Here is a 26,362-nt window from a genome sequence, read left to right as displayed (position 1 = left end):
AGATACGGGGGCGTCGTCGGGGGCGTCCGTCCCCGACGACGCCCCCGCTCAGAACTCCCCCGTGTCCAGCTCGAATCCGAGCGGCTCGGGCAGCTCGATCGTCTTCGACAGCTTCGCCTCGACCCTGCGCGTGTACGAGGCGCCGGAGGGCTCCGAGAAGACCACGACCTCGCCGACCTCGCGGTCGATCAGCAGATAGCAGGGGATGCCCGCACGGGCATAGCCGCGCAGCTTCGGCCCGCGGTCCTGCTGGGCGGTGGACCGGAAGGTCACCTCGCCGACGAGCAGCACGGGCGCGGGGTCGTGGTACTCGGCGTCGTCGCCGAAGCTGCCCTTCGGCGCGATGACGAGATCCGGCACGACCTTGCCTGTGGGGGACGCGTCGGGCACGAACAGGCCGAGCCCGGTGTAACGGCCGAATTCCCTGCGATGGTCGCGGACCTGCCCGCTCACCTCGGACACGATCTCTTCGTGCTCGCCGTTGGCCGGTGGCACCACGTGGATCTCTCCCTCGATCAACTCCACGCGCCATCCCTCGGGGGACGCCGCGTTGTACGCGTCGAAGGCGTGCTCCACCGATGACCCGGTGCCGTCGTCGGCTGCCACTTCGGACTCACGCTCAGGGGCTGCCATCGTCAGACCGTAAGGACGATCTTGCCGAAGAGTTCGCCCTCCGCCATCTTCGCGAAGCCCTCGCGGGCCCGGTCCAGCGGCAGCGTCGAGTCGATGACGGGGCGGACGCCCTTGGTGGCGCAGAAGTCCAGCAGGGAGGCGAGTTCCTCCTTGCTGCCCATCGTCGAGCCGACGACCTTGAGTTCGAGGAAGAAGACCCGGTTGAGCTCCGTGGCGGGCGGGTTGGGGCCGCTGGTGGCTCCCGAGATGACGACGGTGCCGCCCGGCTTCAGCGACTTCAGCGAGTGCGACCAGGTGGCCGCGCCGACGGTCTCCAGTACGGCGTCGACGCGCTGCGGCAGCCGGGCCCCGCTCTCCACGGCGGCCTCGGCGCCGAGTTCGACGGCGCGCTTGCGCTTGTCCTCGCTGCGGCTGGTGGCGAAGACCCGCAGTCCGGCGGCGGCACCGAGCACGATCGCGGCGGTCGCGACACCGCCGCCCGCTCCCTGCACCAGCACGCTGTCGCCTGGCCGTACGCCCGCGTTGGTGAAGAGCATGCGGTACGCGGTCAGCCAGGCCGTGGGCAGGCAGGCGGCCTCCTCGAAGGAGAGCTGCTTCGGCTTCGGCAGTACGTTCCAGCTCGGTACGGCCACGCGCTCGGCGAAGGTGCCCTGGTACTTCTCCGTCAGCAGGGTCCGCTGCTCGCGCGGGCCGACGCCGTGACCGGTGGCGCCGATGACGGAGTGGAGCACCACCTCGTTGCCGTCGGCGTCGACTCCGGCGGCGTCGCAGCCGAGGATCATCGGGAGCGAGTCCTCGCCCAGGCCGACGCCCCGCAGCGACCACAGGTCGTGGTGGTTGAGCGACGCCGCCTTGACCTCGATGGACGTCCAGTGGTCCGGAACGGCCGGCTCCGGGCGGTCGCCCAGCTCCAGCCCGTCGAGCGGCTGTTCCTTGTCGATGCGCGCGGCGTATGCAGCAAACATGATCCAGACGCTACTCCCGCAGGACAGGGGCCAGAAAGCCCCCGCCCCGCAACGCGACAGATCTCACGGCGGGCCGCCCGCGCACGCCCACGCACGCATGCCCGCGTCCCGTCCCTAGAGGACCTTCGACAGGAAGGACTTCGTCCGCTCGTGCTGCGGGTCGTTCAGCACATCCCGCGGCCGTCCGGACTCCACGACCACCCCGTCGTCCATGAAGACGAGCGAGTCGCCCACCTCGCGTGCGAAGCCCATCTCGTGCGTGACGACGATCATCGTCATGCCGTCCTGCGCCAAGTCGCGCATGACGTCGAGGACTTCGCCCACCAGCTCCGGGTCGAGCGCCGAGGTCGGCTCGTCGAAGAGCATCAGCTTCGGCTCCATCGCCAGCGCACGGGCGATGGCCACGCGCTGCTGCTGCCCGCCGGAGAGCTGTGCCGGATAGCTGTCGGTCTTCTCGCCGAGGCCCACCCTGTCGAGCATGGTGCGGGCACGCTCCGCCGCCTGCGCCTTGGGCTCGCCCTTGACCTGTACCGGCGCCTCCATCACGTTCTCCAGCGCGGTCATGTGCGGGAAGAGATTGAAGCGCTGGAAGACCATGCCGATGTCGCGGCGCTGCGCGGCCACTTCGCGGTCGCGCAGCTCGTAGAGCTTGTTGCCGTGCTCCCGGTAGCCGACCAGGGTGCCGTCGACGTAGAGCCGTCCGGCGTTGATCTTCTCCAGGTGGTTGATGCACCGCAGGAACGTCGACTTGCCGGAGCCGGAGGGCCCGACGATGCAGAAGACCTCGCGCGGCGCGACCTCCAGGTCGATGCCCTTGAGCACCTCGACATGCCCGAAGGACTTGTGTACGGCCTCCGCCTTCACCATCGCGTTCATGCGGCGCCTCCCGCTCCCGGGCCGGAGCCCGCTCCCGTACCACGGCTGAAGGTGAACACGAGCTGCCGCGCCCGCTGCCAGGGCGTCGCGGGAAGCTGCCGGGACGAGCCACGCGCGTAGTGCCGTTCCAGATAGAACTGCCCGATGCTGAAGATCGTCGTGATCACGAGGAACCAGATGGTCGCCACGAACAGCATCTCCACGACCGCGCTGGAGGTGTTGCCGATGTTCTGCGCCTTGCGCAGCACCTCCTCGTACTGCACGACCGAGCAGAGCGCCGACGTCTTCAGCAGGTTGATGAACTCGTTGCCGGTGGGCGGCACGATCACGCGCATCGCCTGCGGCAGCACGATGCGCCGCATGTTCTGCCCGTTGGTCATCCCCAGCGCCTGCGACGCCTCCGTCTGCCCCTCGTCGACGGACTGGATGCCCGCGCGGCAGATCTCCGCCATGTACGCGGCCTCGTTGAGCCCGAGTCCGAGCAGGGCGGCCATGAACGGCGTCATGACGTCCGTCATCTCGTCCTTGTAGATCGGGCCGAGGTTGAGGACGGGGAAGATCAGCGCGAGGTTGAACCAGAGCAGCAACTGCACGTAGACGGGCGTGCCGCGGAAGAACCAGATGTAGCCCCACGCCACGGAGTTGGTGACCGGGTTCTTCGACATCCGCATCACGGCGAGGACGATGCCGAGCACCAGGCCCATCAGCATGGACAGCACGCTGACGACGAGGGTGTTGGCCACGCCCTGCATGATCTGGTCGTTGAAGAAGAAGCTGCCGACCGACCCCCACGTCAGGTCCGCCTCCGCGAACGCCTTGACGATGAGGAGGAGGAGCACGATGACGACGGCGGCGGAGACGTAGCGGCCGTAGTGCCGCACGGGTATCGCTCTTATCGCCTCGGGAGGCGTGCGGGCGGGCGGCGAAGCGCCGTCCGCCGCCTTATCGGTGGGAGCGGTCATGGATGTGGCTGCCTGTCGGTCGGAGCCCCGGAGGGGCTGGTCCGGGAGGGGCTGGCGGTGGCGCGGCTCAGGTGCCGCTGTTGATCTTCGCCTTGAAGACGCCGCCGTCCTCGACGCCCCACTTCGCCAGCAGCTTCTCGTAGGTGCCGTTGTCGATGATCTTCGCCAGGGCCTGCTTGAGGGCGCCGCTGAGTTCGTCGTTGCCCTTGGTGACGGCCATGCCGTACGGGGCGGACTCCATCTGCTCGCCTACGACTTCGAAGTCGTCGGTGGACTTGGCGGCGTTGGCGGCGACGGGGAAGTCGGAGATGTCCGCGACGACGCCACCGGCCTTCAGCCGCACGCGCGCCTCGTCGTCCGTGTCGAACGGCTCGATCGTCAGGGGCCGTTCACGGTCCTTCTTGCACTCGTCGATCTGCTTCTTGAGGATCTCGTGCGAGGTGGTGCCGCGCTGCGTCGCGACCTTCTTGCCGCACAGGTCGTCGATCTTCTTGATCTTCTTCGGGTTGCCCTTCTCGACGAGGATCGAGGAGCCCGCCGTGAGGTAGTCGACGAAGTCGACGCCCTTGCCAACCTTCTTGCCCTGGTCGTCGAGGCCCTCCTGCCGGTCCTTGGTGTCCGTCATCGACGACATGATCATGTCGAAGCGGCCGGTCTGCATGGAGGTGATCAGCCCGTCGAAGGTGCCGTTCGTGAACTCGAAGCGCACTCCGAGCTGCTTGCCGAGCGCGTTGGCGATGTCGGGGTCGAGTCCGACTATCTTCTGCCCGTCCTTGTACTCCATGGGCTTGTACGCGGCATCCGTACCGACCTTGATGACGCCCGCGTTCTGGATCTTCTTCGGCAGCTCGTCGAAGTACGGGGCCTTGTTGCCCTGCGTCTTCGCGCCTCCGCTCGCGGAGTCCGTCTGGTCGCCGCAGCCTGCAAGCAGCAGGGCGCCGGTGACCGCGAGTGCGACGGGCGCCGCCACGCTGCGGGTACCTCCCAGGCCGAAGGCCCTGGTGGAGCTCCGCCTGCGCGCGGTGCCCGGACGGCGGGGGGTGCGTGCGGTCATCACGGGGTCCTCCTGCGGAAAAGGGAGCGGCCAGTGGGGGAATGCTCGGGTGCTTGGAAATCCTGCCATCCGTTCGAGGGCTTACGCAGATCTGGTGAGTCAAAATCACATAACGGAGGCCGGGCTCCGGATACAGGGCACTCACCCGTCGCGTACAGGGCGTCGCCCTCAGTCGGGCCCGGCACGGACAGGAGACCTTCGGCACATCACCGTGCCTGGCCGAATACCCTTCGCCGGCAAGGGTGTTGGCGTCGCCGATTCCCCGACCCCCGGACACCTTCCGGACGTTGTGTGGGCTAATGTCCGTTTACAGACCGCCGCTCATGAGAGAAGCGGGTCGTAACAAGTGGGCTTCGTCAGGTACAAAGGTCGATTACACCCCTCACCCGGGGACCGGGGCGCGTGAGCGGCGCGCCCGGCGTTCGCCTTCTCCTCCTGGGTCCGACGGCCCGGGGCCCGACTTCGGCCCGACGGCCGGGGGCCCCGCCTCGGCCTGACGGCCCGGGGGCACCCCCGACCTCGGCCCAACGGCCTGGGGGACCCCCGACCGGGCTCTGCCCGGGGCTCCCACCAGGGCCAAGGGGCGCCGCGGCCGGCGGACGTGGTGCCCGCCCGTTCCTCAACCAGGGAGCGGCCACTCTCACAAAGTTTTTCGACAAAGGGGTTCGACAAGTGGCAGCGGAGATCGTCAATTCGAAGGACGGACTGGACGAGGACGTGATCGATCCGGCCTTCGCCCTGCACCGCGGCGGGAAGATGGCCGTGCAGGCGACCGTCCCCGTGCGCGACGCGGACGAGTTGTCCCTCGCGTACACACCCGGCGTCGCCAAGATCTGCAGCGCCATCGCCGAACAGCCGGAGCTGGTCGCGGACTACACCTGGAAGTCCCAGGTGGTGGCCGTGGTCACCGACGGCAGCGCGGTGCTGGGTCTCGGCGACATCGGCGCGGAGGCGTCCCTCCCGGTGATGGAGGGCAAGTCCATCCTCTTCAAGCAGTTCGGCGGCGTGGACGCGTTCCCGGTCGCGCTGGACTGCCGTGAGACCGACGAGATCGTGGAGACCGTCGTACGTCTCGCACCGTCCTTCGGCGGCGTCAACCTGGAGGACATCGCGGCACCCCGGTGCTTCGAGATCGAGGCAAAGCTCAAGGAGCGCCTCGACGTTCCCGTCTTCCACGACGACCAGCACGGCACGGCCATCGTCACCCTCGCGGCGCTCCGCAACGCCGCGCTTCTCTCGCAGCGTTCGCTGGGCGATCTGCGTACGGTGATCTCCGGCGCGGGCGCCGCGGGAATCGCCATCGCCAAGATCCTCGTGGAGGCGGGCATCGGCGACGTCGTGGTCTGCGACCGCAAGGGCGTCGTCTCCGCCGACCGCGACGATCTCACCGACGTCAAGCGGGAGTTGGCCGCCTTCACCAACAAGGAGGGGCGCTCGGGCTCGCTGGAGTCGGTCATGGCCGGAGCGGACGTCTTCATCGGCGTCAGCGGCGGTACGGTCCCCGAGGAGGCGGTGGCGACCCTGGCGAAGGACTCCTTCGTCTTCGCCATGGCCAACCCCAACCCGGAGATCCACCCGGACGTCGCCTCCAAGTACGCCGCCGTGGTCGCCACCGGCCGCAGCGACTACCCGAACCAGATCAACAACGTCCTCGCCTTCCCCGGTGTCTTCGCGGGAGCGCTCCAGGTGCGCGCGACCGACATCACCGAGGGCATGAAGCTCGCGGCGGCCGAGGCTCTGGCGGCCGTGGTCTCCGAGGAGCTGAGCGCGGACTGCGTCATCCCCTCGCCGTTCGACGAGCGCGTCGCCCCCGCGGTGACGGCAGCGGTGGCGGCGGCAGCACGCGCGGAGGGCGTGGCGCGGCGCTGAGGGCCTGATGCCCGACGCGGAGTGGACGGTCGCCCGCGGTGGGCGGAGGGTTCACCCGACGCCCGGCGGGCGAGCGGGCGGGCGGCGCCGGGCGCTCAACAGGCCCGCTGCCCGGCGTGGTTCACGGACGAACGGCCCGGTCCCGGGGAGTCACCCGGGACCGGGCTTCGCTCGTATGGGGCTGGGGCCGGGCTTCGGTCGTATGAGGCTGGGCCTTGGGCGCAGGAGGGCCGGTCGCGGGGAGCCCGGCAGCCCGCCAGCCGGGTCATGGTCATGGGGCCCGGTGCCGGTGAGTCGAACCCCACGCCTGTCACTCGGGGCCCCGCATCGGCGAGTTGCACCCCGGCACCGGCCGCCCGGCCCGCAATCCGGCCGCACCCCCGTTCGTAGCGGCCGACGGGCAGCTCGCGCGCACTGCTTGAGGACTTGAGGACTCCGAGAACCGACCCGCTACTTGAGCCCGAGCACCAGCGCGTCCAGTGGTGCGCTCCACACCGGACGCGCCTCCGCGAAGCCCGCCTCCCGCAGCAACTGCGCATGGCGGCCGGGAGACTGCACCTCGCCGTCCGAGTGGTCGCCCGCGAGCGGATTGCCGATCGTACGGAAACGCTCAGCCACGGCGTCGGCCACCGCGGGCTCCCGGGAGAGCCCGTCCCACCACGCGATCCAGTCCTGCGAACCCTCCGCCTCTGCCCGCTCACGCCGCCCCTTGTCGAAGGCGTGCGCCGCCTCGTTGATGCGCGGAGTGGTCTCGTCGGGCATGTGGTCGGCGTTCATGAAGACGCCGCCGTCCCGCAGCACGTCCGCGATCTGCCCGTAGAGCACGGCGAGTTGGTCGCTGCGCAGCCAGTGCAGCGCCGTGGCCGTCAGCACCGCGTCGTACGAGCGGTGCGGGAGCCGGCGTGTCCAGTCCGGGTCGGTGAGGTCCGCGGTCACGAACTCCACGCGCTCGTCACCGGCGAAGGAGCCCCGCGCGATCGTGAGCAGCGCGGGGTCGAGGTCGACCCCGGTGCAGCGCGCGTCCGGGAAGCGCCGCAGCACACGCGCCGAGATGCTGCCCGTACCGCAGGCCAGGTCCAGCACCGCGGGACCGGAGGCCCCGGAGGGGCCCGATGCGCCCGGGGCCACGGCGAGCGCCTCGGTCATCTCCAGCATGACCCGGAAACGCTCCTCGCGGTCCGGCAGATAGAACTCCTGCTGCCGGTCCCAACTCTCCTGCCACGCCTGCCAGTCGGCGCCGGGCGCCGAGCTGTTCCGGCCGCCCCCGCTGTCGCCTTCGTCCGTGTACGCGGCCACGCCGTCCTCCTGGATGCGATACGTGGATGTAATACCCTCGGTCCGAGCGCACTCATTACTGAACACGGCCGACGATAGACCGGCAGCCGTAAGGATCACAAGTGGAACTCAACTATTACTCGGACTGGGCGGTGCGCCTGGTCAACACCGAGCAGCCGGAACGGCACGAGGACACCCTCACGTCGGTCGAGGCCGTGAGGGAGCTGTGCGGCGAGAGCCGCCAGACGGCCCGCCGCGCCACGGAGGCCGACGTCGGCCGCCTCCGCGCCGTGCGGACCCGGCTGCGCGCCGTCTTCAGCGCCGCCTCCGAGGGCGACGAGACGCGCGCCGTGGACCTGCTCAACTCCCTGCTGATGGAGTTCCCCGCCAGCCCGCAGATCAGCGGCCACGGCGACCTCGCCGACGACGGGCGCCCCCGCTGGCACATGCACCTCGCCGAGCACCCCGTCACGGCGGCCGCCGGCTACGCCGCCACCGCGTGCATGGGGCTCGCCTTCCACCTCACGGACCTCGGCGTCGACAGGCTGGGCATCTGTCAGGCGTCGCCGTGCAGCAAGGCGTATCTGGACACCTCCACCAACCGCTCCCGGCGCTACTGCTCCGACCGCTGCGCGACCCGCGCCAACGTGGCGGCCTACCGGGCCCGCAAGCGCGCCGCCGACCGCGAGGCCGGCGGCAGCGCCACCAGCGGCCGTACCGCCGAGAGCACCCACAGCAGCACAGGCCGCAACGAGCGCTGAGGCCCCCGCGGCGGACGCAGCCGCACCCATGCCCGCGCGACCACCAGATCGTCGGGCACAGGCCCGAACTCCCGGCTGTCGTTGCGCACCTGCGGATTGTCACCGACCACCCACCAGCCTCCGGGGCGGCGCTCGACGGCCCGCTTGACGATGAGCAGATCGTGCTGGAGCGGATGCCGTACGACCACCACCGCACCGGGGCGCACACGTGAGCCGTACTTCAGCACGAGCCGGTCCCCGGGGCGCAGCGTGGGCAGCATCGAGGGGTTGTAGACCTCCGCGAGCCCGATCCGCTTCAGCAGCCCGTCCAAGATCCCGCTCCCATGCTCCGAGTGCTCACTCTCCGAATGGTCCCGCACCGCCCGCTCCCGCACCGCCCGCTCCGTCCGCCGCCGCTCCGCGCCTGCCCCGTCGTGCCGCTCCCGTCGTAGCCGTCCTCACGTTCACCCGGCACCGGACTTTTGTCCTAAGCCGTCGGGGGCACACGCGAAAAGGCCTCCCCTACGGAGTAATCTCACAGGTGAGAAGACGATCACGAGGAAGGACGGCTCTATGCTTTCCCGTCTGTTCGCGCCCACGGTGAAGGTCAGCGCCCACTGCGACCTGCCCTGCGGTGTCTACGACCCGGCGCAGGCCCGCATCGAGGCGGAGTCGGTCAAGGCCATCCAGGAGAAGTACCAGGCCAACGACGACCCGCACTACCGCGCTCGTGCCACCACGATCAAGGAGGAGCGGGCCGAACTGGCCAAGCACCACGTATCCGTGCTGTGGAGCGACTACTTCAAGCCCCCGCACTTCGAGAAGTACCCGGACCTGCACCAGCTCGTCAACGAGACCCTCAAGGCCCTCTCCGCGGCCAAGGGCTCGACCGACCCGGCCACCGGGCAGAAGGCTCTGGACTACATCGCCCAGATCGACAAGATCTTCTGGGAGACCAAGAAGGGCTGAACGGCCTTCTTCGCGACGGCCCTTACGGGCCGGGAGTCTGCTGAATCCGCCCCCGCACGACGGGAATCAGACCGTCGCGGCGGGGGCGGATCGCTGCGTTCTGCGCGCTTCCGCGGGCTCCTGCGCGCTCGTTCCCGGCGTAGTCACGTCATCGGACGGACACGTGACCGTCCGGGCCTGCGCTCAACGGACGTCCGTACGACGGGCGTTGAGCATGCCCGGAGCCCGGAGGAAGCCGTCCGAGATCAGGGTGAGGCCGGGGTCAGGGCTTGCGGCCGAGGCCGCCGAGCGACGTGACGGTCGCCGCGGACTCGGTGACTTCGCCCTCGGGACGCCAGTGAGGTCCCGGCACCACACCGGGTTCTACGAGTTCCAGGCCCGAGAAGAACTCCTGGACCTGCTCCAGATTGGAGAGCCGGTAGGGGACGCCGCCGTGCTCGCCCACGCGACGCTCCGCCTCCACGAGGTCGGGGTCGGAGTCCGTGCCGGTGTAGATCGCGAGATGGCTGCCCGGGGCGAGGCCGTCGAGCAGGCCGCGTGCGATGGCGAGGGCGTCGGAGTGCTCCGGCACGTGCCCGATGATGCCGAACATGATCAGCCCCACCGGACGGGTCAAGTCCAGTGTGCGCGCGGCCCCTTCGAGGATCGGCTGCGGCTCGTTGATGTCGGCGTGCAGATAGTCGGTGGCGCCCTCGGGTGCGCTCGTCAGCAGCGCCCTTGCGTGGGTGAGCACCAGCGGGTCGTTGTCGACGTAGACGATGCGGCTCTCGGGCGCGATCCGTTGCGCTATCTCATGGGTGTTGTCTGCTGTGGGCAGCCCGGTGCCGATGTCGAGGAACTGCCGGATGCCCGCCTCGTCGATGAGGTACCGCACGACGCGTCCGAGCAGAGCGCGGCTCGTACGGGCGATGTCGACCACGCCGGGGTACGCCTCGCGCGCCTGCTCACCGGCACGCCTGTCGACCTCGTAGTGGTCCTTGCCGCCGAGCCAGTAGTCCCACATCCGCGCCGAGTGCGGCACGTTGCTGACGACCATCGGGACGTCACGGCCGACGATCAGCGGAGCGTCGACCCCGGAGGCGGCGTCGGAGTCCGTGTCGTCTGCCATCTGCCCCACGCTCCTCGATGTGTCGACGGTCACGTGATGCTAGCGCACGCGGACCCGCGCGGAGCCTGGTCGCAAGTCCCGCCGGGAGACCGCCTGTTGGCCGAATCCCGATGCGCCTTCCCACGTCCGGGCATGCCCGGTCTCGATGTGCCCGAACCCCCGTCCCGGCATGTCAGTGCCCGGTTCCGGCGTGCCTGAGCCGCCACAGCGAGGTGATCTCCGCGGCGCGTGCGAAGTGCAACGGGTCAAAGGCGTCGGCGGCCCGCGCATGGCGCGGCCTGGTGTCCTCACGGCCCGCGATTCGCAGACCCGCCCCCTCGATCCAGGCCGTCAACTCCTCGCGCGTACGGAGCTGTAGCCGTTCGGCGAGGTCGGAGAGGATCAGCCAGCCCTCGCCGTCCGGTGCCAGCCGCTCCGCCAGCCCCGACAGGAATCCGCGGAGCATCCGGCTGCCCGGGTCGTAGACGGCGTGCTCCAGCGGGGAGGTCGGTTTCGCGGGCAGCCAGGGCGGGTTGCACACGACGAGGGAGGCGTGTTCGCCGCCTGGAGGGAAGAGGTCCGCCTCCACGACCGTCAACCGGCCGGAGACGCCGAGGCGTTCGGCGTTCTCGCGTGCGCAGGCCAGCGCCCGCTCGTCCTGGTCCGTCGCCACGACGCGTCCGGCGCCGCGCCTGGCGAGCACCGCCGCGAGCACGCCCGTACCGGTGCCGATGTCGAACGCGAGCCCGCCGGGCGGCAGTTCGGCTTCCGCGACCAGGTCGACGTACTCGCCGCGCACCGGCGAGAAGACCCCGTAGGCCGGGTGCACCCGGTCGCCGCCGAGAGCCGGGACCGGCACGCCCTCCCGATGCCACTCGTGTGCGCCGACGACGCCGAGGAGTTCACGCAGCGGCACCAGCGAGAGCCCTCCGGCGCCCGCGGGTTGCCCGTACGCCTCGGTGCACGCCTCGTTCACATCCGGCGCGCGCCGCAGCGGCACGGCGTATCCCTTGTACCCCTTGTGCCCCTTGCCGTCCCCACCGCCGTGCCCGCTCACGGGCTCATCCCCGTGCCCGTGCTCCAGGGGCACCAGCAGCATCCCCAGCACCCTTGCCCGCCGCGACTGCGCCTGGCGCTGGAGGTGGAAGGTCTCACGCGGGGTCGCGCCCGCCTTCGGCGGCTTGCGGTCGACGCGGCGGCCCAGCGCCGACAGCAGTTGCCTGGCGCCGTGGTAGTCGCCGCGCCACAGCAGCGCGGTGCCCTCGCAGGCGAGCCGGTACGCGGCGTCCGCCGTCATCCGGTCGTCCGCGACTCGAATGTGCCGCGGCGGCTTCATCCCGCTCTCCGAACGCCACAGTGCCGTCCGTTCACGGCCGTCCTCGCTCCAGACGGCCGTACGCCGCTCGCGCTCGCTCACCGGGACACCCTACGAGCGTGGCCGGGTGCGCGGCCGTTCACGGGGCGGGGTGCCCGGTGGCGTACGCGGCCGCGCACGGGACGAGGGACGCGGCTGCGTGCGGGACGAGCGCGGCTGTGTGCGCACCGCGCCCATGCTCGCGACGATCACCAGCGCGATGGCCACCAGCTCCGGCGCCCCGAGTCGCTGTCCCAGCACCAGGAAACCGGCCGCCGTCGCCGCCACGGGCATCAGGCTCATCAGCAGCGCGAACGTGGCGGCGGGCAGCCTGCGCAGGGCGAACAGCTCCAGCGAGTACGGAACGCCAGAGGACAGCACCGCCACCGCCGCGCCCAGCCCCAGCGTCACCGGGTCCAGCAGCGCGCGCCCGGCGCTCGCCAAGCCCAGCGGCGCACTGAGCAGCGCGGCCAGCGCCATCGCGAGAGCGAGGCCGTCGGTCTTCGCAAAGCGGGCGCCCGTACGGGAGTTGAAGAGGATGTACGCCACCCACATCGCACCGGCGCCCAGCGCGAAGGCGACGCCCACGAGGTCGAGTTCGCCCGCGCCGCCGCCTCCGGGCGCCCCTCCGAGGACGCCTCCGAGGAACCCGCCGGGACCGCCGCCGAATCCGTCGCTGCCGAGGAGGAAGACCCCCGTCAGCGCGAGGACCGCCCACACCAGGCTCAGCGCGCGGCGCGAGCCCGCCACCGACAGCACGAGCGGGCCGAGCAGTTCGAGGGTCACGGCGGCACCGAGCGGGATGCGTTCGATGGCCTGGTAGAAGAGCGTGTTCATGGTGCCGAGGGCGACGCCGAGCCCGGTGACGGCCGCCCAGTCCCTGCGGGAGTGGCCGCGCAGCCGCGGTCTGCTCACCGCGAGCAGCAGCGCCGCGGAGAAGACGAGCCGCAGCGCCACGACGCCGAGGGCGCCCGCGCGAGGGAAGAGCGTCGCGGCGACCGCCGCCCCGAACTGAAGCGACAGCGCGCTGCCGATGACCAGACCGACCGCGCCGAGCCGCCCGGCCCCCGCGCCCTGTTCGCCGTCGCGGCCCCGTGTGGCCTGACCCGACGTGAGCTGACCCCCCGTGGGCGGCTCCGAGGAGGACGCGCCCGAGGAGGACGCGTCCGAGGAGACCGCGTCCGAGAAGGAATGGCCCGTGTGCGGCCCCCGACTGCTGTCACCGGAGTTCATGGACCCACGTTATGGCCGCCGCGTCGCGCGGTGAAATGCGTTTGGGCCTGCGGCTATGCTCCGTGCGCATGACCGCCGAACTGCGCCATCTCCGCGCCTTCCTCGCGATCGCCGACGCGGGAAGCGTGACGTCCGCGGCCGCGGTGCTGCGGATCAGCCAGCCCGCCCTCTCCCGTACCCTCCGCCAGCTCGAGACACATCTCGGTGCACGCCTCGTGGACCGTACGACGCACCGTCTCGAACTCACCGACGAGGGACGGCGGTTCCGTGACAAGGCCGCGACCGCCGTGGCCGCCGTCGACGAGGCGCTCGACCCCGCACGGCTGCGCCCCTGGCCGCTGCGTCTGGGCCATGCGTGGTCGGCCTTCGGGCGGCACACCACGCCCCTGCTGCGCCGCTGGAAGGAGACCAACCCGCAGACGCCGCTGGAGCTGCTCCGCGTGGACGAGCGCACCGCGGGACTGCTCAGCGGCAAGGTCGACGTAGCGCTCGTGAGGGCCCCTTCGATCCCACGGGAGGCGGAGGGTCTGCTGGGCGAGTGGCTGTGCAACGAGCCCCGGGTCGCCGCCGTGCCGGCGGACAGCGAACTGGCCGCTCGGCGCGGCCCGTTGAACCTGGCCGCCCTCGCACACCACCCCATCGCCCTGAACACGGTCTCCGGGCTGACGACGCTCGAACTGTGGCCGGAGGAGATCCGCCCCGACCCGGACTCGGCCGTACTCGTGGCCAACACCGACGACTGGCTGGGCGCCATCGCCGCGGGCAACGCCGTCGGCGTCTCCACCTCCGCCACCGCCGAGATGCATCCGCACCCGGACGTCGTCTACCGGCCGCTCGCCGGAGCGGGCGACGTCCCGCTGATGCTCATCTGGCGGGAGAGCCCCGTCGGTTCGGGCAGGCCCGGCCATCCTGCCGTGCCGCAGCTCGTACGGGTGGCACTCGAGGTGCTCGCGGAGGACGAACAGGGAACCCGCTGATCACGGCATACGTTGGACGAGCAGCCACATACGGACACAACAGGCACAGGAGGCGGGAGCGATGGCGGGTTTCCTCGACAGGGCCAAGGAGCAGGCGCAGCGCGGACTTGCGCAGGGCAAGGAGAAGATGGAAGAGGTGCAGGCGCAGCGCCAGGGCGGCGAACTGCTGCGCCGCCTGGGGGCCGCTTACTACGCGGAGCAGCGCGGCAGCGGCTCCGCCGCACAGGTGCAGCAGGCGCTGTCGGCGCTGGAGCAGCACATCGCGCAGCACGGGGACGGATTCCTGCGCCAGCAGTGAGGCCGCCGCACGCGCAGCTCCTGCGGCACCGCGTACATGTGCCCCGGCCCGCGCAGTCGGCGGACCGGGGCATGGAGCGCCGCACCGGTTCCACTGAGCACCGAACCGGCTCCGGGCGCCCGCTCACCGGCCGCCCGGCCCCGATCAGACGCCCGTACGGCCGTCCGGGCCCGGTCAGCCGGCCGTCCGGCTAGCCGAAGCGCAGCCGGTACAGCATCAGCAGCGCGGCCGCCGTGTTCGCGGCAGGCACCACGCCGTCGGCGATCAGATCCGGCGTCTCCTTGAGCGGCACCCACTCGCGCTTGTCCGACTCGAAGTCGTCCTCGGGGTGGCCCACGTAGGCGGCGCTGTCCGACCAGTAGATGTGATGGCGGGCGTCGGTCAGCCCGTTCGCGGGCTCGACCGTCATCAGATGACGCAGCGGACCCGGCCGCCAGCCCGTCTCCTCCAGCATCTCGCGTGCCGCCGCCTCGGCGATGTCCTCGCCGTCCTCGACGACTCCGGCCGCGAGTTCCCAGCCCCAGCTATCGGTGATGAAGCGGTGCCGCCAGAGCATCAGCACCTCGTTGCGCTCGTTTACCGCCGTGGCCATGGCCACGGGCCGCAGCCGGATCAGATAGTGGTCCAGATGACGGCCGTCCGGCAGCAGTACGTCCGCGAGATTGACCCGTAACCACTGGTTCTCATACACCGTGTGTTCACCCAGGTTCTTCCATCGCACGTATGTGCCCCCTTCCTGACGGAGGTTGGGCACATCCCAGCACGCCGCGGCGGTCGCCTGACAGAGGCGCCGCCCGGCCACCCTCCCGTCAGAGAGGCACCCTCAGCGTCTCCTCGATCAGCTCCGCCGCTTCCGCGGCCGGCGCACCTGGATGCCGGAGCAGACGCTCCCGCACCTGCCGCATGCGCTGCCGCAGCAGCTGTGATTCGATGCCCTGCGCCTGATCGGCCATCTGCGCCGCCGTCTCGGCAGCGCGTTCCGGTGAGCCGGTGCGCAACTCGACGCCGGTGAGCGTGACCAGCCGGTTGACCCGGCCGCGCACGTGGGCGGGTGCCCTGGCCGCCTCCTCGGCATACCGCCGGGCCGGGTCCAGTTCGCCGAGTACGAGAAGTGCCTCCGCCAATCGCACCTGCACCAGGCCCGGTTGAACGTAGCCGGTCTCCTCGGGCTCCTCCTCGGGACGTATGCGTGTGGAGCAGTTCTCCGCACTGCGCATGCAGCTATGGGCACTCCTGCGATCGCCGATGCGTGCGTACGCCTTCGCCTGCATCGCGTAGAGGTCGGTCGCGAGTGCCGGGGTCGACTGGGGGCCGGGGGTGCGTAACACCGCCTCCGCGCAGGCGATCGCGCGCCTGTTGTCCCCGAGGTGCAGCGCCTGGTTGACGATGAGGGAGACGACGTAGCCGCCGAAGAGGCGGTCGCCGGAGGCCTTTCCGAGGCGCAGCGCCTGGTGGAAGTAGCGCTGGGCGAGGCCCTGTTCGTCGGCGTCGTAGGCGCAGATGCCGCTCACGGCCGCCAACGCGCCCGAGGCGCGGCACAGTTCGCGTCCGGTGTCGTCGTCGTAGTCGCCGCGCAGCAGCGGCGCCACCTCACCGGTGAGGAAGCCGACGACGCGGGGTCTGGTGGCGACGCCTCCGGCGTTGCGGTACAGGTGCTCGTAGTGGCCGCGTGCGGCGTGCAGCACCGCGACGTCCACCTCCGAGACCTCGACTTTTCCCTTGTGGGAGACGTCCAGGTCGTCGGGAGGGTTCTCCCACTCCCATACGGGCGCGACCGCGGCGGCACCCGTGAGCAGCGCGGGCCCGTGGGCGTCCTGGTGCATCTGGTCGGAGCGCCAGGAGACCGCCGCGCGCTCCACGAAGCCGCCCAGCGAGGCCCGTTCGTCCTCCTCCCCCGCCGTTCCGGACGGCGGGGTGGAGGCGGACCGCGCGCCCGGCGGACCGGCCATGCCTATGTCCGCGAGAGTCAGCGTGCGTTCGAGGCGCGCACCGAGGACTTCGCATATCAACTCCGGTACGCGGCCACGCGGACGCTGACCCTTCAGCCAGCGCGCCACAGCCGTGTGATCGTAACGCAGAGTGACATCTTGCTCCGCGCCGAGGCGATTGACTCTCAAGGCCAGACCGGCCCGGGAGATTCCGGACTGGTCAAGCAGCACGTCCAGTTGACTGTTGGGCTCCATCTCGCCCTCCGGTCGTCCAACCCTTGTTTCAGAGAGTAACGGACATCCGTTCACACGGGGTGTGAAAGTCGCACCTCTGCGTGCGCGCCGCACATGCTCCCCAACAAGCGGAGGCTGCGGTTCGCTTGTAAGCACTCCGCATCGGACAGACCCGCGGAGCCCACGAGGAGGTAATACCGTGAACGACCCGATCCGATTCCGCTTCGAGACCACGGAGATGGTTCGCCATGCGGCCCGGTGAGCACCGGCGCCGTGATCCGACGCCGAACGACGCGCTGCGCTCGTTACTCGAGGAGACCCGCTGGACGCAGGAGTCCTTCGCCCGCGCCATCGCGAAGGTGGGCGCCGAGGCCGGGGTACCGCTCGGCTACGACCGCACGTCCGTGGCGCGCTGGCTGCGCGGCAGCCGCCCCTCGCCCAGGGTGCAGAGCTTCATCGCGGAGGCACTGTCCCGGCGGCTCGGCCGCCCCGTGTACGTGACTCAACTGGGCATGGGCGACGGGCGGTCGGGGGGTCCCGGACGGCGTGCCCTGCGGGAGAACGCCGCGGCCCGCGGCCAGGAAGGCGACGCGGGCGCCGAACTCCCCAGCGGTGACGCCGGGTTCGAGAGGCGTGCGCAGAGGCAGCCGCTCCCCGCCGACCAACTGGCCGCCCTCACCGCCGCGGTGGTGGGCCCGCCGCGTGCGGATGCGCCGCCCCCCGCCCCGTACCGGCTCACGCTCGGTCCGCCCGCGTACGCCACCGCTACGGGCACACACCCCGAACCGGCAGCGCCCGGCCGCGAGTCGAGCGCCGACGAGTCGACCGCCGGCGGACCGGGCATCGGCGACGACCCCACCGAGACCGCCGAGCCCCTGCGCCCCCGTCCGCCCCGGGCACACTTCCCCTCCCTCCCCCGGGGCGGACGGCCCGTCAGGCGCACCACCCCTGACGAGGTCGCCTCCGTACGCGAGCACGCACGCTTCTTCGCCCAGCAGGCGGACCGCCACGGCGGCGGCCACATCCGCACGCCGCTGGCCGCCTGCCTCGCGGGGCTCGTACGCAGGTTGCGTACCGGAGGAGAAGGCCCCCACCACCCCCGACTGGTCGCCGGGGCAGCCCGGTTGAGCTATCTGCTGGCACGCGTCTACGCGGACGAGCAGCGCCACGGCCTGGCCCAGCGCGCGTTCGACACGGCAGCGCAGCTCGCCGCCGAGGGCGAAGACCCCGAAGGAGTCGCGCTCGTACACAGGGCGCTCAGCTCCCAGGCACACCAGTTGGGACACCGGCGGCAGAGCCTCGCCCTCGCGGAGGCGGCATGCGAGGCGGCGCCCCCCGGCGCGGCGCCCTCGACGCGCTCGTTCCTCTACGCGGGGCTCGCCGTAGCGCGCGCCGCGGACGGCGAACGCGGGCGCGCGCTGGCCGACCTGCGCCGCGCCGAGCACGAACTCGCCCGTGCCCCCGCCGACTTGACGACGGGCCCCGAGTCCCCCGACGGCGGCGAACCCGTCGGCTCCTACCAGGACGCCGCGCTCCACTACCAGGCAGGCCAGGTCCGGGCCGCCCTCGGCGACCGCGACGGCGCCGTCCGCGAGCTGCGCGCCTCGCTGCGCTCGCGGCCCGCCGGGGAGCGCCGCTCCCGTGCGCTCAGCGAGGCCGAACTCGCCGAACTGCTGCTGGCGGACGGCCGGTTGGAGGAGGCGTGCGCGGCGTGGCAGGGATTCCTGGAGGACTCGGCTCTCGTAAGGTCCGGGCGTGCGCGTCGGGCTCGCGACCGGATGCCGCGGCTGCTGCGCCCCTACGCACACGAGCGTTGCGTACAGGGCGTGTTGACGCGAACGGGCTTACTGCCGAACGGCGTTGGGACGGAGTAAGCGCCCGGCCTGACGGGCATCACCCCCCGAACACACGAGAGCGCACAGGGAAGGTACGGGGCAGAGATGGCCACACCCATCACAGCAAGCGCCTTCATCACGGCCCTCGAGAAAGAGGGCGTGACGGTCGAGGAGGTCCGCGACTGGCGGAACCACAACCGGAACCACAAGGGACCATGGGGCCCGGTCCACGGCATCATGCTCCACCACACCGTGACCAGCGGCGCCAAGGAGACGGTCGACCTCGTCTACGACGGGCGTTCCGATCTGCCCGGCCCGCTGGCGCACGGCGTCATCACCAAGGACGGCACGGTCCACCTCGTAGGCCACGGCCGCGCGAACCACGCGGGGCTCGGTGACGACGACGTGCTACGCGCGGTGATAGCGGAGGACGATCTGCCGAAACCCAACCAGATGAACACGGACGGGAACCGGTACTTCTACGGCTTCGAGTGCGAGAACCTCGGCGACGGCGACGACCCGTGGCCCGACGAGCAGCTCGACGCCATCGAGCGTGCCGCGACCGCGCTGTGCAGGCACCACGGCTGGAACGAGGGCTCGGTGATCGGTCATCTGGAGTGGACGAACCAGAAGTCCGATCCGCGCGGCTTCACGATGGACTCGATGCGCGAGCGCATCAAGAAGCGCCTGAAGTGAACCGCCGCACGCCCGGAGCGGGAGGAGCCTGAGCAAGGGGAGGGCGCGCGGACGCCGCGGCGCGATGACACGCGCGACAATGCAGAGGTGAGCAGCAGGATCAGCGGCGGCCCCGCCCCTCCCCCGCACTCCGGAATCACGCCCTCCGGAAGCCGCTCCGGAAGCCCGGAGGCCGCCGGCGACAGCGGCAACGGCCCCACCGGCACAGGCACAGGCACCGGCACTGGCACCGGTGGCAACGGCCGTACCGGCGGCACCGGAGTGCTCACCGCGGTACATCCGCCCCCTCGGCTCCCCTCGCCGCTCCAGGAGATCCGGGACGAGCGGTTCGCGCGCCGTGGCGTACGGCTGCTGCTCAAGCGCGACGACCTGATACACCCCGCCGTTCCGGGCAACAAATGGCGAAAACTCGCCCCTAACCTGAAGGCCGCGATCGAAGGCGGCCACACGGCACTTGTGACCTTCGGCGGCGCCTACTCCAACCATCTGCGCGCCACGGCCGCCGCCGGGCGGATGCTCCGGCTGGCCACCGTCGGCGTCGTACGCGGCGACGAACTCGCCGCCCGCCCGCTCAACCACTCGCTGGCGCGCTGCGCCGCCGACGGCATGCGGCTGCTGTTCGTCTCCCGCGCCGACTACCGGCACCGCCACGACCCGGACTTCACCGAACGGCTGCTCCACGGGGCCGTACGCACCGGGGAGCGCGAGGACGCCGGGGACCCCCCGAGCGCCGGGGACGCGCTGCCCGCCGTGGAGGCACTGCGGACCGGAGACCTACTGCGAAACGCGTTCCGCATACCCGAGGGCGGCAGCAACGCCCTTGCCGTACGCGGCTGTTCGGCCCTGGGCGAGGAGCTGCGCGGCCGTACCGACGTGGCCGCCGTCGCCTGCGGCACGGGCGGCACGCTCGCCGGTCTCGCCGCCGGCCTGGGCGAGGGCCAGAGCGCCCTGGGAATCCCCGTGCTGCGCGGCGGCTTCCTCGCCGGGGAGGTCCGCGACCTGCAACGGGCGGCCTTCGGCTGCGAGCGCGGCGACTGGCGGCTCGACGAGCGCTTCCACTTCGGCGGCTACGCCCGCACCACCCGCGAACTGGACGCCTTCGCCGCCGAGTTCGCCGCCCTCCACGACCTGCCGCCGCTGGAGCCGCTCTACGTCGCCAAGCTGCTGTTCGCACTCGCCGCCCTCACCGAGGAGGGCGCCTTCGCACCGGGCACCACCGTGACGGCCGTCGTCACAGGCCCGCGTTAGCGTGGACGCATGATCAGAGCAGCGGTGCCGTCCGACGTACCGGCGATCCACGCGATGATCCGCGAACTCGCCGAGTACGAGCGGGCGTTGGAGCATGCCAGGGCCACCGAACGCCAGTTGCACGACGCGCTCTTCGGCGAGCACCCCGCGGTCTTCGTTCTGATCGCCGAGGAGGACACATCGGGGGACGGATCAGGGGACGCCGCGGAGGGCGCCTCGAAGGGCACGGCTGAGGGCACAGCTGAGGACACAAAGAGGAACACGGAGAGTGAGCCCGTCGGTTTCGCTCTGTGGTTCCTCAACTTCTCCACATGGACCGGCACTCACGGTGTGTATCTGGAGGACCTGTACGTCCGGCCGTCGGCCCGGGGCGCCGGGCACGGGAAGCAACTGCTTTCAGCCCTTGCCGGAATCTGTGTCGAGCGGGGTTATGAACGCTTCGAGTGGTGGGTATTGGACTGGAACGAGCCCTCAATCGGTTTCTACAGATCGCTCGGCGCCGAACCGATGGAGGATTGGACGGTCTTCCGCATGTCCGGGGCACCACTGAGGAAGCTGGCAAACGGCAACGCAGCGTAACCACTTCGGATTCGGAACCTCCGACCCCTAGCCACAGACAGTGCCCATATGTTTACTATGGGTGACGCTCAAGTGATGGGGCGCCGTGGGGTCGTCGTAGATCCGTGCGGGCGACATCCGCTCGCGGATCGCGATAGCGTCGCAGGCGAACCATCGACGGCGTCAGTCCGCCGGTTCTCCGTGGAGGGGATCCACGGACTGCGCGGCAGACCGACGCACTCGTACAGACAACGAGCCGAACCGGCTTGTGCCACCTTGGAGGTGAGGGTGTCCCAGATCGCAGGTGAGCCCGTGGGGCAGGACGGGCAGGACTTCGTCGAGGTCCGGCTGCCCGCGGCGGGTGCCTATCTGTCGGTGTTGCGGACGGCCACTGCCGGACTCGCGGCCCGCTTGGACTTCACCCTTGACGAGATCGAGGATCTGCGGATCGCCGTCGACGAGGCATGCGCGATCCTGCTCCAGCAGGCCCTGCCGGGCTCGGTACTGAGCTGCGTCTTCCGTCTCGTCGGCGATTCCCTCAGGGTCACCGTCTCGGCACCCACGACCGACGGCAGGGCACCCGAGCGCGACACCTTCGCCTGGACGGTGCTCTCCGCCCTGGCCGGTGAAGTGGACTCGGCGGTGTCCGACGACCGTACGGTCAGCATCAGCCTGCACAAGAAGCGCGGTGCGGGCCCCGGAGCGCCGTGACCGACCACGAGGCACGGGAGCACTGGGCAGGCCGCGTCGGTGCGGCGGCCGACCCGGTCGTGCCTGAGCAGGCCAGGCCGCACCCCGCCGACCCCAGCAGTCAGCGACCGGAGCAGGCAGAGCGGGCGGACGCGATGGACATGCAGCAGCAGGAGACGCACGGACACGGCACCGCGCACGGACTCGAGCACGGGTCCGGCCAGCACGGCGCGCGTACGGCACGGGCTGCGCAGTTCGCGCACTTCGATCCGCACGACCGCAGCGGAGCGCGTGCCATGTTCATCGCGCTGCGCGGCCTCCCCGACGGCTCCCCCGAGCGCGCCGAACTCCGCAACCACCTGGTGCGGATGCATCTGCCGCTGGTGGAGCATCTGGCGCGCCGCTTCCGCAACCGCGGCGAACCTCTCGACGACCTCACCCAGGTCGCGACGATCGGTCTGATCAAGTCCGTCGACCGCTTCGACCCGGAGCGCGGCGTGGAGTTCTCGACTTACGCCACTCCCACCGTCGTCGGCGAGATCAAGCGGCACTTCCGCGACAAGGGCTGGGCGGTACGCGTCCCGCGCCGCCTCCAGGAGCTGCGTCTGTCGCTCACGTCGGCGACGGCCGAGCTGTCCCAACTGCACGGCAGGGCCCCGACGGTGCACGAACTGGCACAGCGGCTGTCGATCTCCGAGGAGGAGGTGCTGGAGGGCCTGGAGTCCGCCAACGCCTACAGCACTCTCTCCCTCGACGTGCCCGACACGGACGACGAGTCGCCCGCCGTCGCGGACACCCTCGGCGCGGAGGACGACGCCCTGGAAGGCGTGGAGTACCGCGAGTCCCTCAAGCCACTGCTGGAGGAACTCCCGCCCAGGGAGAAGAAGATCCTGCTGCTGCGTTTCTTCGGCAACATGACGCAGTCGCAGATCGCGCAGGAGGTCGGCATCTCTCAGATGCACGTATCGCGCCTGCTGGCAAGGACGTTGGCGCAGCTTCGCGACAGGCTCCTCGTCGAGGAGTGATCCGGCACCGCCCGAGCCCGTGACGGCCGGGCGGTGCTCCGCGTCATGCGTCGCGCGGCCCGATCCCCAGCGCCTCGGTCGCGGTGGGATTCACCAGGCAGCCGAGCACCGCCACTCCCGTCAGCGCGATGACGATGCCCGCCGCGGTCCACACCCCGCCGTTCTGCGCCATCTGGTAGCCGCTCGGCAGCGCGATCAACTGCACGATCATCGACGGGCCCCGGCTCCAGCGCCTGCGCAGCCACAGCCCACGCGCGGCGGCCAACGGCAGCGCGGACAGCGCCAGTACGGTCACCGCCAACGTGACCGCCTGCACCATCCCGTCCGGCTTGTCGGTCACGAGCTTCACCAGTGACACGACACCGAAGGCGGCGACGACGAGCCCTTCGAGGGCGGTCAGCGAAGCGGCTGCCGTGATCCGTCGTGGACGGCCGGCGGAGGCGGGGGTCTCGTTCGGTGTGGGCACGGTGAAGAGCGTAGTCCTACGCCCGCGTACCTCTCCAACCCCGGCTGACCACGGCCTCCGGATAGGTACGCTGCACCCCATGCGCGCACTCCTCGTCGTCAATCCGGTGGCGACCACTACCAGCCTGCGGACCCGTGAAGTGATCACGCACGCGCTCGCGAGCGACCTCAAGCTGGACGTGGTGGCGACCGAGTCGCGCGGCCACGCCCGTGAACTGGCGCGGCTGGCGGCGCAGAACGGCGAGACCGAGCTGGTGATCGCGCTCGGCGGCGACGGCACCGTCAACGAGATCGTCAACGGCCTGCTGCACGACGGCCCCGATCCGGAGCGGCTTCCCCGCGTCGCGGTGGTGCCCGGCGGCTCCACGAACGTCTTCGCCCGTGCGCTGGGCCTGCCCAACCACGCGGTCGAGGCGACCGGCGCGCTGCTCGACGCCATCGAGCACGGCCGTGAACGCACCGTCGGTCTCGGCCTCGCCTCGGGTGTGCCGGGCACCGACGACGCCGGCGTCCGGCCGCGCTGGTTCACCTTCTGCGCTGGCCTCGGCTTCGACGCGGGCGTGGTGGGCCGCGTCGAACAGAAGCGGGAGACGGGCAAGCGATCCACTCATGCCCTGTACGTACGGCAGGTGTTGAAGCAGTTCGCGAAGGAACAGCACCGCAGAGGCGGGACGATCACGCTGGAGCGAGAGGGCGAGGAGCCCGTCGACGAGCTTGTGGCGTCGATCGTCTGCAACACCTCCCCGTGGACCTATCTGGGCAACCGGCCCGTGTACGCGACGCCCCATGCGTCCTTCGACACCGCCCTCGACGTGCTGGGACTCTCCCGTCTGACCCCGCTGGCGATGAGCCGGTACGGGACCCAGCTACTGACCTCCAGCCCCAAGCGCGGGCCCCGGGGTAAACACGCGGTAACCCTCCATGACGTAAGTGACTTCACCTTGCATTCCCAGGTGCCACTGCCGTTTCAGATGGACGGTGACCACCTGGGAGTGCGGAACAGCGTGAACTTCACAGGCGTACGCCGTGCACTGCGTGTGATTGCTTAAGTCGAAGCCCTAAAAGTCCTTCCAGTCGAACGTTTAAACCAGGGTCCACCCCCTGGAAGTACGACTGTGAGTGATGCGACACCAAGGAATCAAAAAAAACTTGGCGGAAGGGGTTGTATCCGCCGCTGAGGTTTGCGAGTCTCTTCATGGCGATCGGGCGGCCCCTCACGGCGGCCCCCTAGGCGCCCGAATCCTCTCTCTCATTCCACTGGGACCCGCATCACAGTCGATCGGCACCCCTTCCCTTGCGGGAGGATTCGTGAAAGCGTTCACATTCACAAGCCAATGCAACTCACGAGGAGAGGTAGCAGCCATGGACTGGCGTCACCACGCCGTTTGCCGCGAGGAAGACCCCGAGCTGTTCTTCCCCATCGGCAACACTGGTCCTGCGCTGCTGCAGATCGAGGAAGCGAAGGCCGTCTGCCGTCGCTGCCCCGTCATGGAGCAGTGCCTGCAGTGGGCCCTGGAGTCCGGTCAGGACTCCGGTGTCTGGGGGGGCCTCAGCGAGGACGAGCGCCGCGCCATGAAGCGCCGCGCCGCTCGCAACCGGGCGCGGAACAACGCCGCGACCGCCTGAGACTGACGCCCACACCGGCCACCCGCTGCATCCCGAGCCGCAGCGCGCAGTGCCACGAAGCGCACCGCGTTCACACAGACTTCGAGCCCCGTTCCCACAGGAGCGGGGCTCGAAGTCCGTTCCGGGACAGGTCCGTTCCGGGACGGCGAGATCGCCGGGCGTCAGCGTTCGCGCTTCTCCACGGAGACGGGAAGGTCGAAGACCACACGGGTGCCGCCCGAGGGCGCTGGCACCATGTCGAACTCGCCGCCCAACTCGCCCTCCACAAGCGTCCGTACGATCTGCAAGCCCAGGTTGCCCGTGTGCTTGGGGTCGAAGTCCTCGGGCAGGCCTCGCCCGTCGTCCTGGACCGTGACCAGCAGCCTGCCCGGCTGTTTGCCCTTCCCTGCCGTACGTACGGCGCCGACCTCGACGGTGCCCTGTTCGCCCTGGCCGAAGCCGTGTTCCAGGGCGTTCTGGAGGACCTCCGTGAGGACCATGGACAGCGGTGTGGCGACCTCGGCCTCCAACACCCCGAAGTGGCCCGTGCGATGGCCGGTGACACGGCCGGGTGAGATCTCCGCCACCATCGCCAGCACGCGGTCGGCGATCTCGTCGAACTCGACGCTCTCGTCCAGGGTCTGCGAAAGCGTCTCGTGCACGATGGCGATCGAACCGACCCTGCGCACCGCCTCGTTGAGCGCGTCGCGGCCGCGGTCGGAGTCCATGCGGCGGGCCTGGAGACGCAGCAGTGCGGCTACCGTCTGAAGGTTGTTCTTGACCCGGTGGTGGATCTCCCGGATCGTCGCGTCCTTCGTCATCAACTCCCGCTCGCGCCGCCGTACTTCGGTGATGTCGCGCAGCAGGATGAGCGAACCGATGCGGGTGCCCTTCGGTTCGAGCGGGATGGCGCGAAGCTGTACGACGCAGTCGTTGGCCTCTACTTCGGCGCCGCGCGGTGCCCATCCGCTGGCGAGCTTCACCAGTGCCTCGTCGACCGGGGCGCGCGAGGGCGCCAGTTCGGCGGTGACCTGGCCGAGGTGGAGCCCCACGATCTCGGTGGCGAGACCGAGGCGGTGGTACGCGGAGAGGGCGTTGGGGCTTGCGTACTGGACGACGCCGTCGGAGTCGAGCCGGATCAGGCCGTCGCCGACGCGGGGAAGGTGATCGATGTCGAGCTGCTGCCCCAGGAAGGGGAAGGAGCCCGCCGCGATCATCTGTGCGAGGTCCGACGCGCTCTGGAGATACGTGAGTTCGAGCCGGCTCGGGGTGCGTACGGTCAGCAGGTTGGTGTTGCGGGCGATGACGCCGAGGACGCGGCCCTCGCGGCACACCGGGATCGACTCGACCCGTACCGGCACCTCCTCGCGCCACTCGGGGTCGCCCTCGCGCACGATCCTGCCCTCGTCGAGCGCGGCGTCCAGCAGGGGGCGCCTGCCGCGCGGCACGAGGTGGCCGACCATGTCGTCCTGGTGGGACGTGGGCCCGGTGTTCGGCCGCATCTGTGCGACGGAGACGTAGCGAGTGCCGTCACGCGTGGGGACCCACAGCACGAGATCCGCGAAGGAGAGGTCCGACAGGAGCTGCCATTCGGAGATCAGCAGATGCAGCCACTCCAGATCGGCGTCCGAGAGGGCCGTGTGCTGGCGTACGAGGTCGTTCATCGAGGGCACACCGGCGAGCCTACCGGCGGACGTGAACGGGCGGCCGGGACCGCCTTCGCGGGGCCGCCCACGGACGGTGTACGGACACGACGGAATCCGTAGCCGAAGAGGCCCCGACTTCG

General features: G+C 70.5%; 27 protein-coding genes. 13 read left to right on the top strand and 14 right to left on the bottom strand.

The features are described from left to right. Positions 1-48: 48 nt before the first annotated feature. The 5 genes from MMA15_RS19535 to MMA15_RS19515 form a co-directional block, all read right to left on the bottom strand. A complete protein-coding gene (locus tag MMA15_RS19535) occupies positions 49-633 on the bottom strand; it encodes a Uma2 family endonuclease (protein ID WP_241061434.1) in 585 nt (194 codons plus the stop codon). A gap of 2 nt (positions 634-635) precedes the next feature. Continuing rightward, positions 636-1,598 carry a zinc-binding dehydrogenase gene (locus tag MMA15_RS19530; RefSeq protein WP_241061433.1) on the bottom strand — a complete coding sequence of 321 codons (963 nt, stop codon included), beginning with the start codon at positions 1,596-1,598 and terminating at the stop codon, positions 636-638. A 114-nt stretch (positions 1,599-1,712) separates the two neighbouring features. Continuing rightward, a complete protein-coding gene (locus tag MMA15_RS19525; protein ID WP_241063308.1) occupies positions 1,713-2,465 on the bottom strand; it encodes an amino acid ABC transporter ATP-binding protein in 753 nt (250 codons plus the stop codon). Between the two features lie 5 nt (positions 2,466-2,470). After that, positions 2,471-3,436, bottom strand: a complete 966-nt coding sequence (locus tag MMA15_RS19520) for an amino acid ABC transporter permease (RefSeq protein WP_241061432.1) — start codon at positions 3,434-3,436, stop codon at positions 2,471-2,473. Between the two features lie 67 nt (positions 3,437-3,503). Then, the gene (locus tag MMA15_RS19515) at positions 3,504-4,490 is read right to left on the bottom strand and encodes an ABC transporter substrate-binding protein (protein ID WP_241061431.1); all 987 of its coding nucleotides are present in this window, start codon (positions 4,488-4,490) and stop codon (positions 3,504-3,506) included. A 672-nt stretch (positions 4,491-5,162) separates the two neighbouring features. Here MMA15_RS19515 and MMA15_RS19505 point away from each other — a divergent pair. Next, the gene (locus tag MMA15_RS19505) at positions 5,163-6,359 is read left to right on the top strand and encodes an NAD(P)-dependent malic enzyme (protein ID WP_308290570.1); all 1,197 of its coding nucleotides are present in this window, start codon (positions 5,163-5,165) and stop codon (positions 6,357-6,359) included. 450 nt (positions 6,360-6,809) lie between these two features. Here the strand turns inward: MMA15_RS19505 and MMA15_RS19500 are convergent, their stop codons facing one another. After that, positions 6,810-7,655, bottom strand: a complete 846-nt coding sequence (locus MMA15_RS19500; protein WP_241061430.1) for a class I SAM-dependent methyltransferase — start codon at positions 7,653-7,655, stop codon at positions 6,810-6,812. A 101-nt stretch (positions 7,656-7,756) separates the two neighbouring features. On the opposite strand from MMA15_RS19500, the gene MMA15_RS19495 reads away from it, so the two are divergent. Then, complete coding sequence (locus MMA15_RS19495; protein ID WP_241061429.1) at positions 7,757-8,395, top strand: CGNR zinc finger domain-containing protein; 639 nt, start codon at positions 7,757-7,759, stop codon at positions 8,393-8,395. Here MMA15_RS19495 and sodX read toward each other — a convergent pair. Then, positions 8,290-8,655 (bottom strand): nickel-type superoxide dismutase maturation protease, encoded by a 366-nt coding sequence (sodX, locus tag MMA15_RS19490; RefSeq protein ID WP_241063306.1) that lies wholly within the window; start codon positions 8,653-8,655, stop codon positions 8,290-8,292. The two genes, MMA15_RS19495 and sodX, sit on opposite strands and share 106 nt — an antisense overlap. 292 nt (positions 8,656-8,947) lie before the next feature. On the opposite strand from sodX, the gene sodN reads away from it, so the two are divergent. Then, positions 8,948-9,343, top strand: a complete 396-nt coding sequence (gene sodN, locus MMA15_RS19485; RefSeq protein ID WP_241061428.1) for a superoxide dismutase, Ni — start codon at positions 8,948-8,950, stop codon at positions 9,341-9,343. Positions 9,344-9,605: 262 nt separating this feature from the next. Here sodN and MMA15_RS19480 read toward each other — a convergent pair whose 3' ends face one another. From MMA15_RS19480 to MMA15_RS19470, 3 genes are all read right to left on the bottom strand, one after another. Then, positions 9,606-10,451: an SAM-dependent methyltransferase gene (locus MMA15_RS19480; RefSeq protein WP_308290569.1), complete on the bottom strand. Its 846-nt coding sequence runs from the start codon at positions 10,449-10,451 to the stop codon at positions 9,606-9,608. A gap of 172 nt (positions 10,452-10,623) precedes the next feature. Further along, a complete protein-coding gene (locus tag MMA15_RS19475) occupies positions 10,624-11,847 on the bottom strand; it encodes a methyltransferase (RefSeq protein ID WP_241061427.1) in 1,224 nt (407 codons plus the stop codon). Positions 11,848-11,856: 9 nt separating this feature from the next. Beyond that, entirely contained in the window at positions 11,857-13,017 is a 1,161-nt protein-coding gene (locus MMA15_RS19470) for an EamA family transporter (RefSeq protein ID WP_241061426.1), read from the bottom strand. A gap of 68 nt (positions 13,018-13,085) precedes the next feature. On the opposite strand from MMA15_RS19470, the gene MMA15_RS19465 reads away from it, so the two are divergent. Together MMA15_RS19465 and MMA15_RS19460 are read left to right on the top strand one after the other, a co-directional pair. Next, entirely contained in the window at positions 13,086-13,994 is a 909-nt protein-coding gene (locus MMA15_RS19465; protein WP_241061425.1) for a LysR family transcriptional regulator, read from the top strand. A 61-nt stretch (positions 13,995-14,055) separates the two neighbouring features. Next, entirely contained in the window at positions 14,056-14,292 is a 237-nt protein-coding gene (locus MMA15_RS19460) for a hypothetical protein (protein WP_241061424.1), read from the top strand. Between the two features lie 190 nt (positions 14,293-14,482). On the opposite strand, the gene MMA15_RS19455 is transcribed toward MMA15_RS19460, so the two are convergent. Both MMA15_RS19455 and MMA15_RS19450 read right to left on the bottom strand, forming a co-directional pair. Continuing rightward, positions 14,483-15,013: an NUDIX hydrolase gene (locus MMA15_RS19455; RefSeq protein WP_241061423.1), complete on the bottom strand. Its 531-nt coding sequence runs from the start codon at positions 15,011-15,013 to the stop codon at positions 14,483-14,485. Positions 15,014-15,101: 88 nt separating this feature from the next. Continuing rightward, entirely contained in the window at positions 15,102-16,475 is a 1,374-nt protein-coding gene (locus MMA15_RS19450) for an NsdA family TPR-like regulatory protein (protein WP_241061422.1), read from the bottom strand. Positions 16,476-16,702: 227 nt separating this feature from the next. Between MMA15_RS19450 and MMA15_RS19445 the strand changes: the two genes are divergently transcribed. From MMA15_RS19445 to MMA15_RS19420, 6 genes are all read left to right on the top strand, one after another. Further along, positions 16,703-18,328 carry an NsdA family TPR-like regulatory protein gene (locus MMA15_RS19445; RefSeq protein ID WP_241061421.1) on the top strand — a complete coding sequence of 542 codons (1,626 nt, stop codon included), beginning with the start codon at positions 16,703-16,705 and terminating at the stop codon, positions 18,326-18,328. A 66-nt stretch (positions 18,329-18,394) separates the two neighbouring features. Next, on the top strand, positions 18,395-18,985 hold the full coding sequence (locus tag MMA15_RS19440) for an N-acetylmuramoyl-L-alanine amidase (RefSeq protein WP_241061420.1): 591 nt from the start codon (positions 18,395-18,397) through the stop codon (positions 18,983-18,985). 261 nt (positions 18,986-19,246) lie between these two features. Next, entirely contained in the window at positions 19,247-20,233 is a 987-nt protein-coding gene (locus MMA15_RS19435) for a 1-aminocyclopropane-1-carboxylate deaminase/D-cysteine desulfhydrase (protein ID WP_241063304.1), read from the top strand. Positions 20,234-20,242: 9 nt separating this feature from the next. Then, positions 20,243-20,812: a GNAT family N-acetyltransferase gene (locus tag MMA15_RS19430; RefSeq protein ID WP_241061419.1), complete on the top strand. Its 570-nt coding sequence runs from the start codon at positions 20,243-20,245 to the stop codon at positions 20,810-20,812. A 267-nt stretch (positions 20,813-21,079) separates the two neighbouring features. Then, a complete protein-coding gene (locus MMA15_RS19425) occupies positions 21,080-21,502 on the top strand; it encodes an ATP-binding protein (protein WP_055486106.1) in 423 nt (140 codons plus the stop codon). Further along, positions 21,499-22,506, top strand: coding sequence for an RNA polymerase sigma factor SigF (locus MMA15_RS19420; protein WP_241061418.1), 1,008 nt, complete (start codon positions 21,499-21,501; stop codon positions 22,504-22,506). The genes MMA15_RS19425 and MMA15_RS19420 overlap by 4 nt, the downstream gene beginning before the upstream one ends. Before the next feature lie 43 nt (positions 22,507-22,549). Here the strand turns inward: MMA15_RS19420 and MMA15_RS19415 are convergent, their stop codons facing one another. Then, the gene (locus MMA15_RS19415; protein WP_241061417.1) at positions 22,550-22,972 is read right to left on the bottom strand and encodes a hypothetical protein; all 423 of its coding nucleotides are present in this window, start codon (positions 22,970-22,972) and stop codon (positions 22,550-22,552) included. A gap of 79 nt (positions 22,973-23,051) precedes the next feature. Here MMA15_RS19415 and MMA15_RS19410 point away from each other — a divergent pair, with 79 nt between their 5' ends. Together MMA15_RS19410 and MMA15_RS19405 are read left to right on the top strand one after the other, a co-directional pair. Next, entirely contained in the window at positions 23,052-24,020 is a 969-nt protein-coding gene (locus MMA15_RS19410) for a diacylglycerol/lipid kinase family protein (RefSeq protein WP_241061416.1), read from the top strand. Between the two features lie 313 nt (positions 24,021-24,333). Further along, positions 24,334-24,597 (top strand): WhiB family transcriptional regulator, encoded by a 264-nt coding sequence (locus MMA15_RS19405; RefSeq protein ID WP_016469673.1) that lies wholly within the window; start codon positions 24,334-24,336, stop codon positions 24,595-24,597. A 161-nt stretch (positions 24,598-24,758) separates the two neighbouring features. Here the strand turns inward: MMA15_RS19405 and MMA15_RS19400 are convergent, their stop codons facing one another. Then, positions 24,759-26,240 (bottom strand): sensor histidine kinase, encoded by a 1,482-nt coding sequence (locus MMA15_RS19400; protein WP_241063303.1) that lies wholly within the window; start codon positions 26,238-26,240, stop codon positions 24,759-24,761. Positions 26,241-26,362 lie beyond the last annotated feature (122 nt).

Source organism: Streptomyces marispadix, assembly GCF_022524345.1.
Lineage (GTDB): Bacteria > Actinomycetota > Actinomycetes > Streptomycetales > Streptomycetaceae > Streptomyces > Streptomyces marispadix.
This window is presented reverse-complemented; position numbering and strand designations above follow the sequence as displayed.

What these genes read in the sequence shown, in the direction of transcription:
- MMA15_RS19400 (WP_241063303.1), bottom strand. Translation starts at nt 26,240, where the DNA reads ATGAACGACCTCGTACGCCAGCACACGGCCCTCTCGGACGCCGATCTG.
- MMA15_RS19535 (WP_241061434.1), bottom strand. Translation starts at nt 633, where the DNA reads ATGGCAGCCCCTGAGCGTGAGTCCGAAGTGGCAGCCGACGACGGCACC.
- MMA15_RS19460 (WP_241061424.1), top strand. Translation starts at nt 14,056, where the DNA reads ATGGCGGGTTTCCTCGACAGGGCCAAGGAGCAGGCGCAGCGCGGACTT.
- MMA15_RS19520 (WP_241061432.1), bottom strand. Translation starts at nt 3,436, where the DNA reads ATGACCGCTCCCACCGATAAGGCGGCGGACGGCGCTTCGCCGCCCGCC.
- MMA15_RS19440 (WP_241061420.1), top strand. Translation starts at nt 18,395, where the DNA reads ATGGCCACACCCATCACAGCAAGCGCCTTCATCACGGCCCTCGAGAAA.
- sodN (WP_241061428.1), top strand. Translation starts at nt 8,948, where the DNA reads ATGCTTTCCCGTCTGTTCGCGCCCACGGTGAAGGTCAGCGCCCACTGC.
- MMA15_RS19480 (WP_308290569.1), bottom strand. Translation starts at nt 10,451, where the DNA reads ATGGCAGACGACACGGACTCCGACGCCGCCTCCGGGGTCGACGCTCCG.
- MMA15_RS19465 (WP_241061425.1), top strand. Translation starts at nt 13,086, where the DNA reads ATGACCGCCGAACTGCGCCATCTCCGCGCCTTCCTCGCGATCGCCGAC.
- MMA15_RS19410 (WP_241061416.1), top strand. Translation starts at nt 23,052, where the DNA reads ATGCGCGCACTCCTCGTCGTCAATCCGGTGGCGACCACTACCAGCCTG.
- MMA15_RS19445 (WP_241061421.1), top strand. Translation starts at nt 16,703, where the DNA reads ATGCGGCCCGGTGAGCACCGGCGCCGTGATCCGACGCCGAACGACGCG.
- MMA15_RS19470 (WP_241061426.1), bottom strand. Translation starts at nt 13,017, where the DNA reads ATGAACTCCGGTGACAGCAGTCGGGGGCCGCACACGGGCCATTCCTTC.
- MMA15_RS19405 (WP_016469673.1), top strand. Translation starts at nt 24,334, where the DNA reads ATGGACTGGCGTCACCACGCCGTTTGCCGCGAGGAAGACCCCGAGCTG.
- MMA15_RS19450 (WP_241061422.1), bottom strand. Translation starts at nt 16,475, where the DNA reads ATGGAGCCCAACAGTCAACTGGACGTGCTGCTTGACCAGTCCGGAATC.
- sodX (WP_241063306.1), bottom strand. Translation starts at nt 8,655, where the DNA reads ATGCTGCCCACGCTGCGCCCCGGGGACCGGCTCGTGCTGAAGTACGGC.
- MMA15_RS19525 (WP_241063308.1), bottom strand. Translation starts at nt 2,465, where the DNA reads ATGGTGAAGGCGGAGGCCGTACACAAGTCCTTCGGGCATGTCGAGGTG.
- MMA15_RS19430 (WP_241061419.1), top strand. Translation starts at nt 20,243, where the DNA reads ATGATCAGAGCAGCGGTGCCGTCCGACGTACCGGCGATCCACGCGATG.
- MMA15_RS19515 (WP_241061431.1), bottom strand. Translation starts at nt 4,490, where the DNA reads ATGACCGCACGCACCCCCCGCCGTCCGGGCACCGCGCGCAGGCGGAGC.
- MMA15_RS19530 (WP_241061433.1), bottom strand. Translation starts at nt 1,598, where the DNA reads ATGTTTGCTGCATACGCCGCGCGCATCGACAAGGAACAGCCGCTCGAC.